This is a genomic window from Pseudomonas sp. B21-041 (assembly GCF_024748675.1).
GTDB classification, from domain to species: domain Bacteria; phylum Pseudomonadota; class Gammaproteobacteria; order Pseudomonadales; family Pseudomonadaceae; genus Aquipseudomonas; species Aquipseudomonas neuropathica.
This window is the reverse complement of record NZ_CP087175.1, coordinates 1216035-1234211: the sequence shown is the minus strand read 5'-3', so window position 1 is coordinate 1234211 and position 18177 is coordinate 1216035. Positions and strand designations below refer to the sequence as shown.

Annotated in this window: 14 protein-coding genes and 2 pseudogenes; 4 read left to right on the top strand and 12 right to left on the bottom strand. The window is 56.8% G+C overall.

The genetic code is table 11. From position 1 onward, the window contains the following. Positions 1-27: 27 nt before the first annotated feature. Positions 28-213, bottom strand: a complete 186-nt coding sequence (locus LOY43_RS05340; protein WP_007908956.1) for a hypothetical protein — start codon at positions 211-213, stop codon at positions 28-30. A gap of 392 nt (positions 214-605) precedes the next feature. Here LOY43_RS05340 and LOY43_RS05335 point away from each other — a divergent pair. After that, positions 606-2233 (top strand): annotated as a pseudogene (locus LOY43_RS05335) (glucan biosynthesis protein D). Between the two features lie 202 nt (positions 2234-2435). Here the strand turns inward: LOY43_RS05335 and LOY43_RS05330 are convergent. The 3 genes from LOY43_RS05330 to LOY43_RS05320 form a co-directional block, all read right to left on the bottom strand. Continuing rightward, positions 2436-3542 carry an NADH:flavin oxidoreductase/NADH oxidase gene (locus tag LOY43_RS05330; RefSeq protein ID WP_095119340.1) on the bottom strand — a complete coding sequence of 369 codons (1107 nt, stop codon included), beginning with the start codon at positions 3540-3542 and terminating at the stop codon, positions 2436-2438. Positions 3543-3833: 291 nt separating this feature from the next. Further along, positions 3834-5543, bottom strand: a complete 1710-nt coding sequence (gene recJ / locus LOY43_RS05325) for a single-stranded-DNA-specific exonuclease RecJ (protein ID WP_220558099.1) — start codon at positions 5541-5543, stop codon at positions 3834-3836. Positions 5544-5598: 55 nt separating this feature from the next. After that, on the bottom strand, positions 5599-6141 hold the full coding sequence (locus LOY43_RS05320) for a YaeQ family protein (protein ID WP_007908961.1): 543 nt from the start codon (positions 6139-6141) through the stop codon (positions 5599-5601). Between the two features lie 146 nt (positions 6142-6287). On the opposite strand from LOY43_RS05320, the gene LOY43_RS05315 reads away from it, so the two are divergent. Together LOY43_RS05315 and LOY43_RS05310 are read left to right on the top strand one after the other, a co-directional pair. Beyond that, the gene (locus LOY43_RS05315) at positions 6288-7487 is read left to right on the top strand and encodes a CaiB/BaiF CoA-transferase family protein (RefSeq protein WP_095050351.1); all 1200 of its coding nucleotides are present in this window, start codon (positions 6288-6290) and stop codon (positions 7485-7487) included. Then, complete coding sequence (locus tag LOY43_RS05310; protein WP_258709305.1) at positions 7414-8394, top strand: TIGR02285 family protein; 981 nt, start codon at positions 7414-7416, stop codon at positions 8392-8394. Before LOY43_RS05315 ends, LOY43_RS05310 begins: the two co-directional genes overlap by 74 nt. A gap of 176 nt (positions 8395-8570) precedes the next feature. Here LOY43_RS05310 and LOY43_RS05305 read toward each other — a convergent pair whose 3' ends face one another. The 7 genes from LOY43_RS05305 to xerD form a co-directional block, all read right to left on the bottom strand. Beyond that, a complete protein-coding gene (locus tag LOY43_RS05305; RefSeq protein ID WP_093436783.1) occupies positions 8571-8852 on the bottom strand; it encodes a DUF3509 domain-containing protein in 282 nt (93 codons plus the stop codon). 164 nt (positions 8853-9016) lie between these two features. Next, entirely contained in the window at positions 9017-9424 is a 408-nt protein-coding gene (locus LOY43_RS05300; protein WP_095050349.1) for a response regulator, read from the bottom strand. Between the two features lie 117 nt (positions 9425-9541). Next, on the bottom strand, positions 9542-10915 hold the full coding sequence (locus tag LOY43_RS05295) for a transporter substrate-binding domain-containing protein (protein ID WP_258709304.1): 1374 nt from the start codon (positions 10913-10915) through the stop codon (positions 9542-9544). A 120-nt stretch (positions 10916-11035) separates the two neighbouring features. Beyond that, the gene (gene thrC, locus LOY43_RS05290; RefSeq protein ID WP_093436796.1) at positions 11036-12445 is read right to left on the bottom strand and encodes a threonine synthase; all 1410 of its coding nucleotides are present in this window, start codon (positions 12443-12445) and stop codon (positions 11036-11038) included. A gap of 66 nt (positions 12446-12511) precedes the next feature. Next, the gene (locus tag LOY43_RS05285) at positions 12512-13816 is read right to left on the bottom strand and encodes a homoserine dehydrogenase (RefSeq protein WP_095050347.1); all 1305 of its coding nucleotides are present in this window, start codon (positions 13814-13816) and stop codon (positions 12512-12514) included. 131 nt (positions 13817-13947) lie between these two features. Continuing rightward, positions 13948-14679: a bifunctional protein-disulfide isomerase/oxidoreductase DsbC gene (gene dsbC, locus LOY43_RS05280; RefSeq protein ID WP_095050346.1), complete on the bottom strand. Its 732-nt coding sequence runs from the start codon at positions 14677-14679 to the stop codon at positions 13948-13950. Positions 14680-14837: 158 nt separating this feature from the next. Beyond that, a complete protein-coding gene (gene xerD / locus LOY43_RS05275) occupies positions 14838-15734 on the bottom strand; it encodes a site-specific tyrosine recombinase XerD (RefSeq protein ID WP_258709303.1) in 897 nt (298 codons plus the stop codon). A gap of 314 nt (positions 15735-16048) precedes the next feature. Here xerD and LOY43_RS05270 point away from each other — a divergent pair, with 314 nt between their 5' ends. Further along, positions 16049-17014, top strand: coding sequence for a hypothetical protein (locus LOY43_RS05270; protein WP_258709302.1), 966 nt, complete (start codon positions 16049-16051; stop codon positions 17012-17014). Between the two features lie 103 nt (positions 17015-17117). Here the strand turns inward: LOY43_RS05270 and LOY43_RS05265 are convergent. Beyond that, positions 17118-18140: pseudogene (locus LOY43_RS05265) on the bottom strand (DNA cytosine methyltransferase); the annotation flags it as partial. Positions 18141-18177: the final 37 nt, after the last annotated feature.

Genomic DNA, 18177 nt, shown 5'->3' with positions numbered 1-18177 from the left:
TTTCAGTCCACCCCTTTTTATTTCGACTCAAAACCGCGAAACACTCCGCATCGCATCCACCAGATACCTCATCGCAATCCGGTCATTCTCCGAAAGCTCCCGATAACGCTCCACCAGTTTCACTTCGTCAGAGCTGAGCCGACGCCTTTTGCGGCCGCTGCCGAGGCAGGGAAAGATGCCCAGCATGTCGGTGATACCTTGTATTTTTGCCATGGACGATGTCCTTCAATACTTCAAAGAATTGCTAAACCACCACATCGCCCTGCCCCTTACAGCAGCGCCGTGTGCCCTACCGGTCAGCACCGGTCATGCCCATAGAATAGAAATTAAATCGGCGCTGAAAAGCGGTTTTTAGAGTAATTAGTCGAAAAAAGCAGATATGCCGTGTAAATCAGAATGCCCTGTCAGATATTTAACCGACATGTCTTGTTTCATTGACACACTGGCGCGGTGAATCAACGAATTTTGCATTGCGAGCGAACCGTTTAAGCTAGCGGGCATCTGTTAATAGTCCGTTGCGTTTGGCCGAAGGCTTGTCCGAACCGTTATTTCTGATCCAGCACGTGCCAGGAACGGCGCGGGATTGCTCACGACAGGTTGTATTTATGCACCGCAGGAATTTGCTCAAAGCGTCCATGGCCATTGCGGCTTACACCGGTCTATCCGCCACTGGCCTGCTGGCCAGCCGCGCCTGGGCTGCCAATGGCGGCGCCGCCGATGGCGAGGCTCAGGCTTTCGACTTCGAAGCGCTGAAGCGTCAGGCCAAGCAACTGGCCGGCAGCGCCTATCAAGACACCAAACAGGTGTTGCCGCCGACGCTGGCAACGATGACCCCGCAAAACTTCAACGCGATCCGCTACGACGGCGAGCATTCGTTGTGGAAGGAGAACAAGGGTCAACTGGACGTGCAGTTCTTCCATGTCGGCATGGGTTTCCGTCAGCCGGTGCGCATGTACAGCGTCGATGCCAAGACCCGTACCGCCCGCGAGGTGCATTTCCGCCCGGCGTTGTTCAACTATGAGAACACTTCGGTCGATACCCAACAGCTCAAGGGCGACCTCGGTTTTGCCGGATTCAAGCTGTTCAAGGCCCCGGAACTTGATCGTCACGACGTGTTGTCGTTCCTCGGCGCCAGCTATTTCCGTGCGGTAGATGCGACTGGCCAATATGGCCTCTCCGCGCGCGGCCTGGCGATCGACACGTACGCGAAAAAACGCGAAGAATTTCCTGACTTCACCAAGTTCTGGTTCGAGACACCGGACCAGAACGCCACACGTTTTGTGGTCTACGCACTGCTCGACTCGCCGAGCGCCACTGGCGCTTATCGTTTCGACATCGATTGCCAGGCCGAACGCGTGGTGATCGAAGTCGATGCGCACATCAATGCGCGCACGGCGATCGAGCAATTGGGCATCTCGCCGATGACCAGTATGTTCAGCTGCGGCACCCACGAACGCCGTATGTGCAACACCATTCACCCGCAAATCCACGACTCGGATCGCTTGGCGATGTGGCGCGGCAACGGCGAGTGGATCTGCCGTCCGCTGAACAACCCGGCGACCCTGCAGTTCAACGCGTTTGCGGACAAGGATCCGAAGGGTTTCGGGCTGGTGCAGACTGACCATGAGTTCGCCAACTATCAGGACACCGTCGACTGGTACAGCAAGCGCCCGAGCCTGTGGGTAGAACCGACCACCGCGTGGGGCGAAGGCTCGATCGATCTGCTGGAAATCCCTACCACCGGCGAGACTCTCGATAACATCGTCGCGTTCTGGACCCCGAAAAAACCGGTGGCTGCCGGGATTCGCTGAACTATGGCTACAAGCTCTACTGGAGCGCATTGCCGCCAGTGGGTACACCGTTGGCACGGGTGCACGCGACCCGTTCCGGCATGGGCGGATTCACCGAAGGCTGGGCACCGGGCGAGCACTACCCGCCGGTGTGGGCGCGTCGTTTTGCCGTGGACTTCACTGGCGGTGGTCTGGATCGACTGCCGCAAGGCACCGGGATCGAACCGGTGGTGACGTGCTCGAACGGCAAGGTGCAGGACTTCAGCGTCTTGGTGCTGGATGACATCAAGGGCTATCGGATTCTGTTTGACTGGTACCCGACCAATGACAGCGTGGAGCCGGTGGAGCTGCGGTTGTTTATTCGCACCAACGATCGCACGTTGAGCGAGACCTGGTTGTACCAGTATTTCCCGCCGGCGCCGGACAAGCGCAAATACCCTTGATGATTTGAGGCGCCTACACGGGCCTCATCGCTGGCAAGCCAGCTCCCACAGTGTTTGGTGTTGATCACAATTTTTGTGTACGACGCCAAACCTGTGGGAGCTGGCTTGCCAGCGATGACGGCAGTATTTCAACAAAAGATCAGCAGACAAAACAAAGCCCCGACCATCACTGACCGGGGCTTTTTGCCTTACCGCTACCAACTCAATCGCGTAAATCAGACTCATGAATCGGCTGATCCCGATGAGTCGCGCGCTGATACTGCGCCGGCCACACCGCTTTGCGCCCACCGAGATCATCGTCGGCATGCAGTGGCCAGTAAGGGTCACGCAACAGCTCCCGAGCGAGGAAAATGATGTCAGCCTGACAGGTGCGCAGAATATGCTCGGCCTGCGCCGGTTCGGTAATCATTCCCACGGTGCCGGTGGCGATGCCTGACTCCTTGCGCACACGTTCGGCGAAACGCGTCTGATAACCCGGCCCAACCGGAATTTCCGCGTTGGCCGCCGTCCCGCCCGACGACACATCGATCAGATCCGCGCCGAGGGTGTGCAGACGTCGCGCCAGTTCCACGGTTTCATCCGGGTTCCAGCCGTCTTCCACCCAGTCAGTGGCCGACACGCGAACAAACACCGGTAACTCCTCCGGCCAGACCGCCCTTACCGCTTCAGTCACCTGCAACACCAGACGAATGCGGTTTTCAAACGAACCACCGTACTGATCCCGGCGCTGATTACTCAGCGGCGAAAGAAACTGATGCAGCAGATAACCATGCGCCGCGTGTACCTCGACCACGCTGAAACCCGCCTTCAGCGCGCGTTTGGCGGCGTCGACAAACGCCTGAATGACGTCGGCGATCTGCCCTTCATCCAGCTGTTTCGGTTGCGTGTGCTGCGGATCGAAAGCAATCGGCGACGGGCCGACCGGTGTCCAGCCGCCATCATCGGGTTTGACACTGCCATGCTTGCCGATCCACGGCCGATGAGTGCTGGCCTTGCGCCCGGCGTGGGCCAGTTGAATGCCGGCAACCGCGCCTTGGGACGTGATGAAGCGGGTAATGCGTTGCAGCGGTTCGATCTGTTCATCGTTCCACAGGCCAAGGTCTTCGGCGGTGATCCGCCCGTCGGCCGTGACCGCCGTGGCTTCGGTAAATACCAGACCCGCGCCACCTACCGCGCGACTGCCGAGGTGTACCAGATGCCAGTCGTTAGCGAGGCCGTCGACACTGGAATATTGGCACATCGGTGATACAGCGATGCGGTTGGGCAGGGTCAGTTGGCGAAGAGTGAAGGGTTCAAGCAGCAGACTCATGGGGCACCTCTCAAATCAGTGGGCAGGCTCCAGGGTTCTGTTTGAATAGTCGACGAGTGACAGGAAAAAGGTGCAGCACCCGCCCCCGCGGGCAAAAAAATCGACAAGACGTCACAAGGCCAATCAAGCAGTGCTTAGAGCCTAGTCGACAACCGGGGATGAGGGAGGGTTCAGAGTGATTCAGTGTGTGAAAGGACACTTTCGCGAGCAGGTCGAATCGTCGTATCGGCGCTCCCACATTTGGAACGCATTCCAATGTAGGAGCTGCCGCAGGCTGCGATCTTTTGATCTTCAGCGCGGTTCGATGTGGGCAATCATCAACTGAACAGTCTCGTTACCCCGAAACTCGTTAACGTCGAGCTTATAAGCCAGTTCAACCCACTGAATCGTCGGGTTCGGCCAGATATCGCGGTCAACGCCAAAGGCAATACCATCCAGCTTCACCGAGCCACATTCGCTCTTCAGCACCACTTTCAGGTGCCGTTCGCCGACCACTCGTTGTTCGACCAACTGGAACACGCCATGAAACAGCGGCTCCGGGAAGTGCTGCCCCCAAGGCCCGGCATGGCGCAAGGCGCGGGCCAGTTCGAGGTGGAATTCTTCAACCGCCAGCGTGCCATCGGTCAGCATGCGCCCGGTCAGGTCTTCTTCGCGAAGTTGCCTACGCACCTCAGCGTCAAAGGCCTCGGCGAAAAGCGGAAAATTCTCCTGCGGCAGGGTCAGACCAGCGGCCATTGCGTGGCCACCATACTTGGCGATCAGGTTTGGATGCTGCGCCGCCACCACGCTCAACGCGTCACGAATGTGGAAGCCCTGTACCGAACGGCCCGAGCCTTTTAGCAAACCATCTCCCGCATCGGCGAAAGCAATGGTCGGACGGAAATAGCGCTCTTTCATCCGCGACGCGAGAATCCCGATTACACCCTGGTGCCACTCCGGGTCGAACAGGCACAGACCAAACGGCATCGATTCGACCGGCAAGTCCTTGAGCTGCGCCAGCGCCTCGCGCTGCATGCCTTGTTCGATAGATTTGCGATCCTGGTTCATGCCGTCCAGTTGCGCGGCCATTTCCCGGGCCAGGTTGGCGTCGGCAGTGAGCAGGCATTCGATGCCCAGGCTCATGTCATCCAGACGCCCGGCCGCGTTCAGGCGTGGGCCAACGATAAACCCGAGATCGGTGGAGGTAATGCGTGCAGCATCTCGCTTGGCCACTTCAAGGATCGCTTTGATCCCCGGCCGTGCGCGCCCGGCGCGAATCCGCTCGAGGCCCTGATGCACCAGAATCCGATTGTTGGCGTCCAGCGGCACCACGTCGGCGACGCTGCCCAACGCCACCAGGTCAAGCAGTTCGCCGATGTTCGGCTGAGGCTTGTTCTCGTACCAGCCAAGGCTGCGCAGGCGCGCGCGCAACGCCATCAACACATAGAAAATCACCCCGACGCCGGCGAGCGCCTTGCTCGGGAATTCGCATCCGGGCTGGTTCGGGTTGACCAGCGCATCGGCCAGCGGCAGTTCATCGCCGGGCAAGTGGTGGTCGGTGATCAGTACTTTGAGGCCAGCCTTTTTGGCTGCGGCCACGCCTTCGACGCTGGAGATGCCGTTGTCGACGGTGATCAGCAATTGCGGCTCGCGGGTCAGTGCGACCTCGACGATTTCCGGGGTCAGGCCGTAGCCATATTCGAAGCGGTTCGGCACCAGATAGTCGACATGCGCCGCACCGAGCAAGCGCAAACCGAGCATGCCGACAGTGCTGGCGGTCGCCCCGTCCGCGTCGAAGTCGCCGACGATGAGGATGCGCTGGCGTTGCTCCAGCGCCGTCACCAGCAGGTCTACCGCCGCATTGATGCCCTTGAGTTGCTGAAACGGGATCAACCGCGCCAGGCTCTTGTCCAGCTCCGCCTCGGACTGCACGCCCCGCGCCGCGTACAAGCGGGTCAGCAAGGGTGGCAGATCACCGAGAAACGGCAGAGTGGCAGGCAGTTGACGAGGTTCGATACGCATGGGGTGACAGAGACTTCTCTTGATTACGTGGGATTATTGCGGTGGTGACGCGGGATCAGCCGCGCTCACCTTGCAGCCATTGCAACTGGACTTCGTGCTGACCCCGGTCGTCAGTGACGAAGATCGTCCCTTCGCTGATCATCACGTCCCACTTAATAACGCGGGGCATGTCCTTGGCCAGGGTTTCCAGCACTTCTTGCGGGACCGCTGCGATGTTGACGTTCTTCAGGTTTTTGATCGCCGGGATCACTTTGGTTTCCCAGACACGCAGGCTGCCGTAGGCCAGCAGGCTGGTGCGCTCAGTGCGACGCGAGCACCAGGTCAGGCGATCAGCGTCAGGCTGGCCAACTTCGATCCAGTGCAGAACACGGTCGTCCAGGCTCTTTTCCCACAGTGCAGGTTCATCCACGTCTGACAGACCGCGACCAAACGACAACTGCTCGTTGTACCAGAGGGCGTAGGCCAGCAGTCGCACGGTCATACGCTCTTCGGTTTCCGAAGGGTGACGGGCGATGGTCTGCTTGACGCTCTCGTAGACACTGCGGTCGAGGTCGGTGAGGTTCAGTTCAAATTTGTAGGTAGTGGACGGCTGGGCCATGAACGGGCTTCTTGATACGAGGAAAGTCGGCAAGTCTAACCGATGCGGTAGGCAATCATCGAATTGATGGCGATCAAGCTGCGGCGTCTGACAGCCGGCTATGTTAAAACGCTGTATCTGCTTAGCCTTGTCCTACAGGATTCAGTATGCCGTTCGCCAACAAACCGCTCAGCGGTGTGAAAGTCATTGAATTGGGTACATTGATTGCCGGGCCGTTTGCCTCGCGCATTTGCGGCGAGTTCGGTGCCGAAGTGATCAAGATCGAATCGCCCGACGGCGGGGATCCACTGCGCAAGTGGCGAAAACTGTATGAAGGCACGTCGCTGTGGTGGTTCGTCCAGGCGCGCAATAAAAAGTCGCTGACGCTGAACCTCAAACACCCTGACGGCTTGGCGATCCTGAAAAAACTGCTCAGTGAAGCCGACATCCTCATCGAGAACTTCCGCCCCGGTGTCCTGGAAAAACTGGGCCTGGGTTGGGAAACCCTCCACGCCTTGAACCCGAAACTGGTGATGGTGCGCCTGTCCGGTTTTGGCCAGACCGGGCCGATGAAGGATCAGCCCGGCTTCGGTGCGGTGGGTGAGTCCATGGGCGGCTTGCGCTACATCACCGGTTTCGAGGACCGTCCACCGGTGCGCACCGGAATTTCCATCGGCGATTCGATTGCCGCGCTATGGGGCGTGATCGGCGCGCTAATGGCGCTGCGTCATCGCGAAGTCAATGGTGGCACAGGCCAGGTTGTCGATGTCGCGTTGTACGAAGCGATTTTCGCGATGATGGAAAGCATGGTGCCGGAGTTCGACGTGTTCGGTTTTATCCGCGAGCGCACCGGCAACATCATGCCCGGCATCACGCCCTCCTCTATCCACACCAGTGCCGATGGTAAACACGTGCAGATCGGCGCCAATGGTGACGCGATCTTCAAACGCTTCATGCTGATCATCGGCCGTGAAGACCTGGCCAATGACCCTACACTGGCCAGCAACGACGGGCGCGACAATCGTCGCGACGAGTTGTACGGCGTGATTGATCGCTGGGTCAATTCGTTGCCGCTGCAAACCGTGCTCGACCTGCTCAATCAGGCCGATGTACCGGCCAGCCGGATCTTCAGCGCCGAGGACATGTTCAGCGATCCGCAGTACCTGGCCCGAGAGATGTTCCTGCAGGCCAAGCTGCCCGGCGGCAAAGATTTCAAGATGCCGGGCATCGTGCCGAAACTCTCAGAGACACCCGGCAGTTCGGAATGGGTCGGACCGCAATTGGGTGAACACAATGCGCAGGTACTTCACGATCTTGGCTACGACGAGAGACAGATCGCCAAGCTGCGCGAAGACGGAGCCATTTAAGCTGAAACGCCGGCAGACATCGCAAGCCAACCACGCCCATCAATGGTGGACGTGGCGGCTGTTCGGCTTGTTGTTTCTACTCATGTTGTCGAACGGCGCGCAGGCGAAACCGACGCTGATCTGGTTACTGCGCGACCTGCCGCCACTGACCATTTTCGAAGGCCCGAAAAAAGGCCAGGGTGTCATTGATCACCTCATGCCGATGCTGATTGCCGGCATGCCGCAATACGAACACAAGTTGATGCGAGTCAATCGAGCCCGAGGCATCCAGATGCTTCACGAAGCCTCCTTCACCTGCGACCCGTCGCTGATCTGGAGCAAGGAGCGCGCGCAATGGATCGCGTACTCCATCCCGGCCTTCCGCGCCGTCAGTAATGGGCTGGTGGTGCGTCAGAAAGATCGCGAAGTGTTGGCACCGTTTCTCGTGGAAGGTGAAATCGATCTGGCATCGCTTCTAGCCAATGGCCAAGAGAAAATCGGGGTCGTGGCGGAACGCAGTTACGGTGAAATAGTCGATGACTTGCTGCGTCAGGCCCCCAAGGACGCCCTGACGCCTCATTACGGCAACGAGGCCCTGAACAATCTGCTGCTGATGCAGCGCCTGGGACGATTACAGGTGGTGCTGGGCTATTGGCCAGAAATTCGTTATCAGGCTCATCTGGCGCAAATCGCCGAAGACGAGTTGCTGTTCTATCCGATCCGCGGCACCGGTAAATACCTGTCGGGCTACATCGGCTGCTCCGACACACATCAGGGCCGTCAGGCAATCAGCGAAATAAACCAACTGCTGCGCACTCTTCCCCACGATCAACTGAACCAGTTGTACGCCGACTGGCTGGACCCCGCGATGCGAAGCGACTACCTCGAACAGGCCCGATCGTTCTTCGAACAACAAGCGGCGCCATGAGCAAATCGCAGACAAAAGAAACCCCGAGAAGTGGGGAGACGACTCGGGGTTAAACGTGGCCTACATAAAGACCCGTAGCAGCAAGCGACAAGCACCGGAGCACAATGCTTGATCCTGCTGTTACCGGGTCTGACTGACAGGGATGCAGGAAGGTTCCCACAAAAAATATTTCATCTTTACAGCGCCGCACGTTTATCCAGCGCGGCGTTGCGCAATGCCGCGATTACACAGGGTTCCAGCCTTCCCTCCGCAATCAGAACGTCGCGGTGCAAGCCGTCAACGACATCGGTCAACTGGCGCTTGTCGGTCAGTTGCGCCTGATTGAATTCGCGTTCCACCACAATGGCGCCGTGACTGTTCTTCAAGGTCACCAGGCATTCGCCATGGGAACCGTTTGGAGACAACGAAACCTGATACGGGCTCAGAGCCTCACCGAGCAATAGACTGATACTTTCCATCTCGATCTCCACTCAATAGTCCGAAAACTGTGTGCCTGGGGCGTGTTCACAATAAATGACCACCGGCCCGAGAAGAAAGTTCTGCATACCGATCGCTCCGCTCCTGGAGTCACCGGTCTGTCAGAGCATGCACGGCGAAGATGACAGAAAAATAACCGTCCCCGTCAAACCTGGAGAGTTGGCGAAGCGGCGCTCAGGTAACTGTCGAGCAAACCGCGCATCAGCACCGCAGACACCGGGGTTTGCAGGCGCCCCAGCAGCCGCAGGCGGTGTTCACACAGCAAAGGCTCTAGATCGTTCAGCAGGCTTGGTGCGACCGTCCCCAGCAGGATCAACGCACGCGCATCATGCCGTGTCGCCAGATGATGAATCAGCGCCAAGCCATCGCCACCCTTGAGTTGCGGATCGCAAATGGCGATGTCGACCGCGCCGCGATGGCCCAGCGAAGACAGCGCAGAGCCCAGCGACGGCGCCGTCAGCACGTCATAGATGCCAATGGCATTGAGCATTTGATGCAATGCCATCAGCTGGAACGGATTGGGTTCAAGTATCAGGACTTTAAGCGAGCGCATAAGCGACCTCTGGAGGCGACAATCGCGGACTCTCACCGCAGTTGTTGTCACTCTAGGGCAGCCGTCCTAAGCCTCCCATCGGAAAAGTAGTCGTGTCTTATAGGACATTTCCCATCTTCATTGCAGACATCGACACCCGCTCTCTGTACGACGCGGGGTGATGTCCGTCCAGCCCCCCAAAAGCCCACGCAGTTTGCCGTCGGCGCTGTAGAACGGCACTGTCCACTGATAGACCTCGCGGTGACCACTCTTGAATTGCAATCGGCGCTTGCTGAAGCGCGACTTGCGGGTACGCAACTGCACCAGGAACTCGTCGTGCAGCATCAGCGCCGTAGCCTGCGGCAGCGCGTCAACCTCGATCAGCAACTTCCCGAGCACCTGATCCAATCGAATCGACAAGGCCTCCTCATAGCTGCGATTGCACATGATCAGCCGCCCTTGCAGGTCACGGACAAACACCGGGTCGGGCATGGAGTCGATCAACGCGTGCTGAAACGCCAGTTGATCGCCCAGATCCTTTTCCGCCGCGCGACGCAGTTTGATCACGGCCGTCAGTCGCCGATTCCATATCAGGAAAAGCAGGCCAAACACGCCGAGTCCGCCCATGCCCCAGCAACCCCATTCGAGCATCTGCTGCCAGACCGACGGCACGGGCACCGGAGCAACACCCTCCAGCCATTTCAGGCGGATCGCCCGTAATTCCGCCGCAGGAAAAGCCTCAAGGGCCTTGTTGAGAATACTCAAGAGCACTGGCATGCCCTTGCGCACGGCCAGGTTATCCGCTTCCCATTTGCCTTCGACCAGACCGCCCACCTTGAGCAACCCCAAAGGATACAGCTGAGCGCCGATTTCGTTCTCGATGGTGGCGTAAGCTTCACCGCTCTCGACCAGTGCCCGCGCCTCGGCGTAGGTCTTGACCGAGCGAATCTCGATCGAAGGGAAGTCACGCCGGATCATGTCTTCCAGCGCATGCCGGGCCGGCAGCACCAACACCCGTTTACTCAACTGCTCAAAAGCCTCCAGCCGGGGCGCGTCAGCGCGTCCGACAAACACCCAGCCCGCACCACCAAATGCGTGGCTGTAATCCAGAAACGCCTTGCGCTCCTCGCTCATGGCCAGGGTCGTACTGATATCCGCCGATCCGCTTTCCAGACGTTCAAGCATGTGATCGGTGGAAAACGACTCCTGATGCACAAACCGCAACCCGGTCATCGCCGTCACGCGCTTGAGTACATCATTATTCAAGCCGCTCCACTGCCCGTGCTCATCCTGGAACAGATACAACGGGTACTGCAACGACGTCACCTTCACCTCCGGGTTGTCTTGAATCCACTGACGCTCGTGCGCAGCCAGTTCGATGGGCTGGACCCTGGAAGTCGCGGCATCGTCTTGCAGCGCCAGTTGCGCCGCCTCGCTGCTGCGCATCAAAGCCAGTAATCCGAACAAGAACAGCCCACTCAGTGCCGGTTTCAAACCTCTATAAAACAGCATTGCCACTTCCTTCGTGATCGACTCACCCGTCCTTCGTGGGTGAAAACCCGAACAGTGTGGCAGCAGAAACAAAAAAGCCCGTCAGGAGACGGGCTTCAAAATGTGACAGCTTTTACTGGCTTAAAGCGGCTTGCCGCGGTTGCCATGCTGGCTGACAAAGGCTTGCACGGCTTTCAGCTCGTTTGGCAAAACGGTGCAACGCTCGTTTCGCTCAAACAAATCAGAAAGATGTGCAGGTAGTTCGAGCGCTTTTCCTACACCGGCTTTCTCCACTGCATCCGGAAATTTCACCGGATGCGCGGTGCCGAGAATCACCATCGGGATATCGAGGCTACGACGGCATTCGCGCGCGGCCTTGACGCCGATCGCGGTATGCGGATCCAGCACTTCACCGGTCTGCTCGTAAACTTCGGCGATGGTTTCGCAGGTTTGCGCGTCGTCCACGGCCAGCGAGTCGAACAGTTTGCGGGCTTCGGTCCAGCGCTCCTGCTCGACGCTGAAACCACCACCCTGCTTGAACGTGTCCATCAGACCGGCGATGGCCGCGCCGTTGCGACCGTGCAGGTCGAACAGCAGGCGTTCGAAGTTCGACGAGACCATGATGTCCATCGACGGCGACAGCGTGGCGTGCAGGGTTTCCTTGACGTACTGATTGCCGCTCATGAAGCGGTGCAGGATGTCGTTGCGGTTGGTGGCGACGATCAACTGGTTGATCGGCAGGCCCATGTTGCGCGCCAGGTAACCGGCGAAGATGTCGCCAAAGTTGCCGGTTGGCACCGAGAACGACACCGAACGCGCCGGACCGCCCAACTGCAGGGCCGCGTGGAAGTAGTAGACGATCTGGGCCATGATCCGCGCCCAGTTGATCGAGTTCACCGCCACCAGACGCGTGCCTTTGAGGAAGCTCTGGTCGGCGAAGCTCGCCTTGACCATTTCCTGGCAGTCATCGAAGTTGCCTTCGATGGCGATGTTGTGGATGTTCTCGCCGAAAATCGTGGTCATCTGGCGACGCTGCACTTCGGACACACGGTTATGCGGGTGCAGAATGAAGATGTCGACGTTTTCGCAGTGCTTGCAGCCTTCGATGGCCGCCGAGCCGGTGTCACCCGAGGTGGCGCCGACGATGACCACGCGCTCACCGCGTTTTTCCAGCACGTAGTCGAGCAGACGACCGAGCAGTTGCAGAGCGAAGTCCTTGAACGCCAAAGTCGGGCCGTGGAACAACTCCAGCACCCATTCGTTGCCGTTCAACTGACGCAGCGGCGCCACGGCGCTGTGCGAGAACACACCGTAGGTTTCTTCAAGGATTTTTTTGAAATCGGCATCCGGAATGCTGCCGGTAACGAACGGACGCATCACCCGGAAGGCCAGCTCGTGATACGGCAGGCCGGCCCACGAAGCGATTTCTTCCTGAGTGAAACGTGGCAGGTTTTCCGGAACGTACAGACCGCCGTCGGTGGCGAGACCGGCCAGCAGGACGTCTTCGAAATTCAGGGCCGGTGCCTGGCCGCGGGTACTGATGTAACGCATGACTGACTCCAATGGAGGGTGTTCACGACACCCGCCCCGTGCACGGGACGGGTGCAGGACAACGACTTAGTTCAGGTGCTCGACGCGGATCCGTACAACCGGACCATTCACACCGGCCAGGGCTTCGAGGGCGGCGATCGCATCGTTGATACGTTGCTCGACCACGCGGTGGGTCAGCAGGATCATCGGCACCAGACCGTCGTGCTCTTCAACTTCCTTCTGCATGATCGACTCGATGTTGATGCCGCGCTCCGAGAGGATGCTCGCCACCTGAGCCAGTACACCCGGATGGTCCTTGGCCTGGATGCGCAGGTAGTAGGCGCTTTCGCAGGCTTCGATCGGCAGGATCGGATGGGCCGACAGCGAATCCGGCTGGAAGGCCAGGTGCGGTACGCGGTTTTCCGGGTCGGAAGTCATGGCGCGAACCACGTCAACCAGGTCGGCAATTACCGAAGAGGCGGTTGGCTCCATGCCGGCGCCAGCGCCGTAGAACAGCGTCGAACCAGCCGCATCACCGTTGACCATTACTGCGTTCATCACGCCGTTGACGTTGGCGATCAGGCGATCGGCCGGGATCAGCGTCGGGTGCACGCGCAACTCGATGCCGGCAGCGGTGCTGCGAGCGACACCGAGGTGCTTGATGCGGTAGCCCAGCGCTTCGGCGTAGTTGACGTCGGCGGTGGTCAGTTTGGTGATGCCTTCGGTGTAAGCCTTGTCGAATTGCAGCGGAATGCCGAACGCAATGGAGGCCAGAATCGTCAGTTTGTGCGCGGCGTCGATGCCTTCAACGTCGAAGGTCGGATCGACTTCGGCGTAACCCAGTGCCTGGGCTTCGGCCAGCACGTCTTCGAAGGTACGGCCCTTCTCGCGCATTTCGGTGAGGATGAAGTTACCGGTGCCGTTGATGATCCCGGCCACCCAATTGATGCGGTTGGCGGACAGGCCTTCACGGATCGCCTTGATCACCGGAATGCCACCGGCCACGGCCGCTTCAAACGCCACGATCACGCCTTTCTCGCGAGCCTTGGCGAAAATTTCATTACCGTGAACGGCAATCAGAGCCTTGTTCGCGGTGACCACATGCTTGCCATTCTCGATGGCCTTGAGTACCAGCTCGCGGGCAACGGTGTAGCCGCCCATCAGCTCTATGACGATGTCGATCTCAGGGTTCGTGGCCACTTCGAAGACATCGTTGGTAATCGCAATACCGGTCGTCTGGAACTGAGGCTTTGGCGTGCGCATGGCAATTTGTGCCACTTCGATTCCACGCCCGGCACGACGAGCAATTTCCTCGGCGTTGCGCTGAAGTACGTTGAAGGTACCGCCACCGACGGTCCCTAACCCACAGATGCCTACTTTGACCGGATTCACTGTGAACTCCCCATAAAACGGCCGACACGGGGTCGGCCGGAAAACAACCGCGTGCTCGCGGCTCTCTATTAATGGCCCGGCGATGCTGCTGCCGGACCATGATCGTCACGGCTGACCGTGACGATGCGAATTTACTTCGCGCCCAGCGCCAGTTTGGCGACTTGTGGCGCAGGCTGGTAGCCCGGAATCACTTGTCCGTCAGCCAAAACGATGGCCGGTGTACCGTTCACGCCGATCGACTGACCGAGGGCAAACTGTTTGGAAACCGGGTTTTCGCACTTGGCGGCCTTGATTTCCTTGCCATCGACCATTTTGTCCATGGCGGCTTTCTTGTCTTTCGAGCACCACACGGCTTGCAGTTGCTCGTCACCCGGCGAGTTCAGACCCTGGCGCGGGAACGCAACGTAACGCACTTCGATGCCGCGCTTGTTCAGCTCCGGCACTTCCGCGTGCAGCTTGTGGCAGTACGGGCAGGTGGTGTCGGTGAACACGGTGATGTGCGATTTGGTTTCGCCCACAGCTGGGTAGACCACGGTTTCGGCCACCGGTATGGCATTGATCAGTTTGGAGATGCCCAGGCGTTCGGTCTTCTCGGTCAGGTTGACCGGTTTGCCGTCCTTGAGCTGGAACAGGTAACCCTGAACGATGTACTGGCCATCGGCGCTGGCGTAGAGCACGCGGCTGCCCTTGAGCTTGACTTCGTACATACCCGGCAACGGGCTGGCGCTGATGCTTTCTACCGGAACCTCGAGTTCGAGTTTTTCCAGGCTTTGACGAATGGCTTTGTCGGCCGCGTCATCGGCGACGGCAAAGGTGCTGACCAACGCAATAGCTGCGGCGGCGAAAATCTGGGTCAGACGCATGAGAACTCCTGAAGGCGGACAAATGGAACGATCAGAACGCCCGTGCCGGAACACCGGGTCATAACCGTCCATCGTGCAAACCGGCAAAGCCTAACACATAAGGTCACGGTGGCCGAATGCGCCTGTCGCAACACTTTCAAAGCGACACAATCCCCCGTTCAACCTCTTGGGTGATGTTTGGCATGCAGATCCTGCAACCGTGCACGGGCAACGTGGGTGTATATCTGCGTGGTCGACAGATCGCTGTGCCCGAGCAGCATTTGCACCACGCGCAAGTCCGCGCCATGGTTGAGCAAATGCGTGGCAAACGCATGACGCAAGGTGTGCGGCGACAGCGACTTGCCGATCCCGGCGACCTTGGCCTGATGCTTGATCCGGTGCCAGAAGGTCTGGCGGGTCATCTGCTCGCCGCGCTGGCTGGGAAACAGCACATCGCTGGGCCGCCCGCCGAGCAACTCGCCACGACCATCGCGCATGTAGCGTTCGATCCAGACAATCGCCTCCTCGCCCATCGGCACCAGCCGCTCCTTGCTGCCCTTGCCCATCACCCGCAAGACGCCCTGGCGCAGGTTGACTTGTTCCAGCGTCAGGCTCACCAGTTCGGTAACCCGCAGACCGCAGGCGTAAAGGACTTCCAGCATGGCGCGGTCACGCTGGCCGATGGCTTCACTCAGATCCGGCGCCCTCAGCAGCGCTTCGACGTCGGCTTCCGACAGGGATTTGGGCAACGGCCTACCCAGTTGCGGCATATCGACGCGTAAAGTCGGGTCGACCGTGATCAGCTTTTCCCGCAGCAAATAACGATAAAAGCCACGCACACCGGAGAGAAATCTCGCCGTGGAACGCGGCTTGTAGTTCTGCTCCAGACGCCAGGCCAGGTGATCGAGAATCAGCTCGCGGCCGGCATTGATCAGCTCAAGGTTCTTCTCCTGCAACCAGCCGTTGAACAGCGCCAGATCGCTGCGATAGGCGCCACGGGTGTTATCGGACAGGCCCTTCTCCAGCCACAAGGCGTCGAGGAACTGGTCAATCAGGGGATGGTCGATGGCAGGCATAAAGGCTCAAGCAAGACAGGCGACAACGGAAAGGTGGCGGACAGTCTTTCATAGCGAGCGAGCCCGGGGAACCGACCCACCCACCAAGATGGTGTAGCACAGGAAAAACATCACTTGTCAACTTTTTTGCATGCGATAGTCATAAATAAAAATCAAAAAGTAAACTATCCAAGCTGGCGCTTCGCAAGGCAAAGCGCCACTATTCAAACGAAAAACAGGGGTAAAAAGGCATTGGAGCCAAGACGCCTCTAGAACCAACTAATGCGCGTCATAAAAAACTGAAGCGGACAGATAAAAACAGCTTAAGGAAAAAAATGAAAGACATCAAAGACGGAATGACGGCAATTTCAAAGTTATACAATACGAAAAAAACTCACATACTAGAGAGTGCAAATCTGGTATGTACAGCATTAGAAAAGCTTCAAGCACTATCAAGCTACGAATACTATGGTGACTTTAAAGGTAACCCCAACGTATCCTATTGCGCATTCACAAATAGTGGAAATATATCACGCCCCGTTAGACCTGATATATTTTATAACAACAGCGTCGAATTTTCACATGCCTTTAGCGCCCTAATGGAGAGCTTTCAACGAACGCCAGATAACTGGACGAATGAGGAAAAAAAGAGAGCAAATGACGTTGTTTACACTGGCGTAATGGCCATAGCATGTTGTTATGATCTTTGGCAAAGAGGAAGTCGAAAAACTCCCGGCACCTTCTTCGAAATATTTATGGCAGGTATTTTACAGGAAGTTTTTGCGGAATATTACTTCTCAAAACATATTCCACTCACGGAATTTATTGAAGGTGGCGAATTAGGTGATGACGCAATAGCAGAGGCCGCCAACGAAAAGATTGAGGACGACAGTGAAGATCCAGAACTAAAAGATAGCGTTTCAAGCCTTTCAACCGACTTAGTGATAAAAAGCGTAATTTCAGGAAAAAGCCTGGTTATTCCTTTTAAAATCACCACTCGCGAGCGCATAGTTCAACCATTTGCACATCAAAGGATTTTAGACTCAGCATTTGGAATTGGAAGATTCACATCATTTATTGTATGTATCAGTGAAACACAGCAGGATAAGAAGAACTCAAAAGTCAACCAAGTATGCGTCCCTGGCACAGTTAAGTTATATCAAAAACATTTAGCCCCTGTTGGGGGGCTATATTACTGCGACACACCACAAAGGTACAACGCTCTTGACATGCAAACACTACTACCTGTAAAGACGGTTGGAGATTTTTTTGTCGACGCTTACCATTTCTTCGTGAATTAAAATAATACCTTTTGATCGAATTTTTGTTGAGCTTCAATTGGCCACTGGGAAACCCAGCAGAATATTTTTGCCTCAACAAAATTCGAGCAACAGCGTTTCCGGCAGCATGGGCAACCGGTGGCGGTACCGCGTTGCCGATCTGGAGTCTGATATCTTGGCGCGTGCCATAAAATCGAAAATAATCAGGGAATCCTTGAAGCATAGCCCCTTCACGCAAAGTAATTGCGCGATGCTCTTCAGGATGACCATATCGCCCACGAGTAAAACTATCAAAACCTGCTGTGATAGTCGGGCAATGACCGCTCCACTCTAGTCGGCCATAAACATCAGGCCAACCTCCTTTTTTAACATCTGTAACTTGGTGACATGGAAGTCTTAAATACATAGGTATATCTTTCCATCCACCACCAGGGGGAACATGAGAAAACCGCTCTTCATTTAGCTTAGAGATCTTGCACTTCATATGATTTGGAAAATCTGGATGCTCAGAATAATCTTCTGGAGGCGAAGGCAGCATACCAATAATATCTTTTACCGTACTCTGAGTCTTGGAAAACTCCAGAACGGGAAAATCAATGTCTTCATCGTTACAAACTCCAATCATAATAAAGCGTCCGCGCTTCTGCGCTAAGCCAAAATTAGAGGAGCATACAAAAAATGTAAATATAGTATAAGAAGATAATTCCTCACGGATTTCCTGAATCAAATCCTCCCCACGTTTCTGACCGAAAATCTCAACATTTTCAAACAAAAAAGAACGCGCACTGGTCTCTTTCACTAAGCGAGCATATTCCAGTACTAGGCTGTTTCTTTCATCTGTCAACAAGTGCGCACCACGTCGTTGCTTTGAAAAACCTTGACAAGGCGGACCACCACTTAACAAATCCAATCTTTCGGTTAAACCTGCCTCTCGAAGTAAAAACTCACCTTTTACATTTTTTGCATCAAGCACCTGACAATGAGGGGCTATATTCTTGTTATAAGATTCAACTGCTGCTGGATTCAAATCGAAGGCAAATCGGACATCAAAGCCTGCTTTTCGTAAGCCTAATGACATTCCTCCCGCACCAGAAAATGTCTCTATGCAGGTAAGTCTACGAGTCTTTATGGGCGTCGGATCTGACATAATTGCCTAGGCTGCCTTTGGTGATATAGGTAAAATT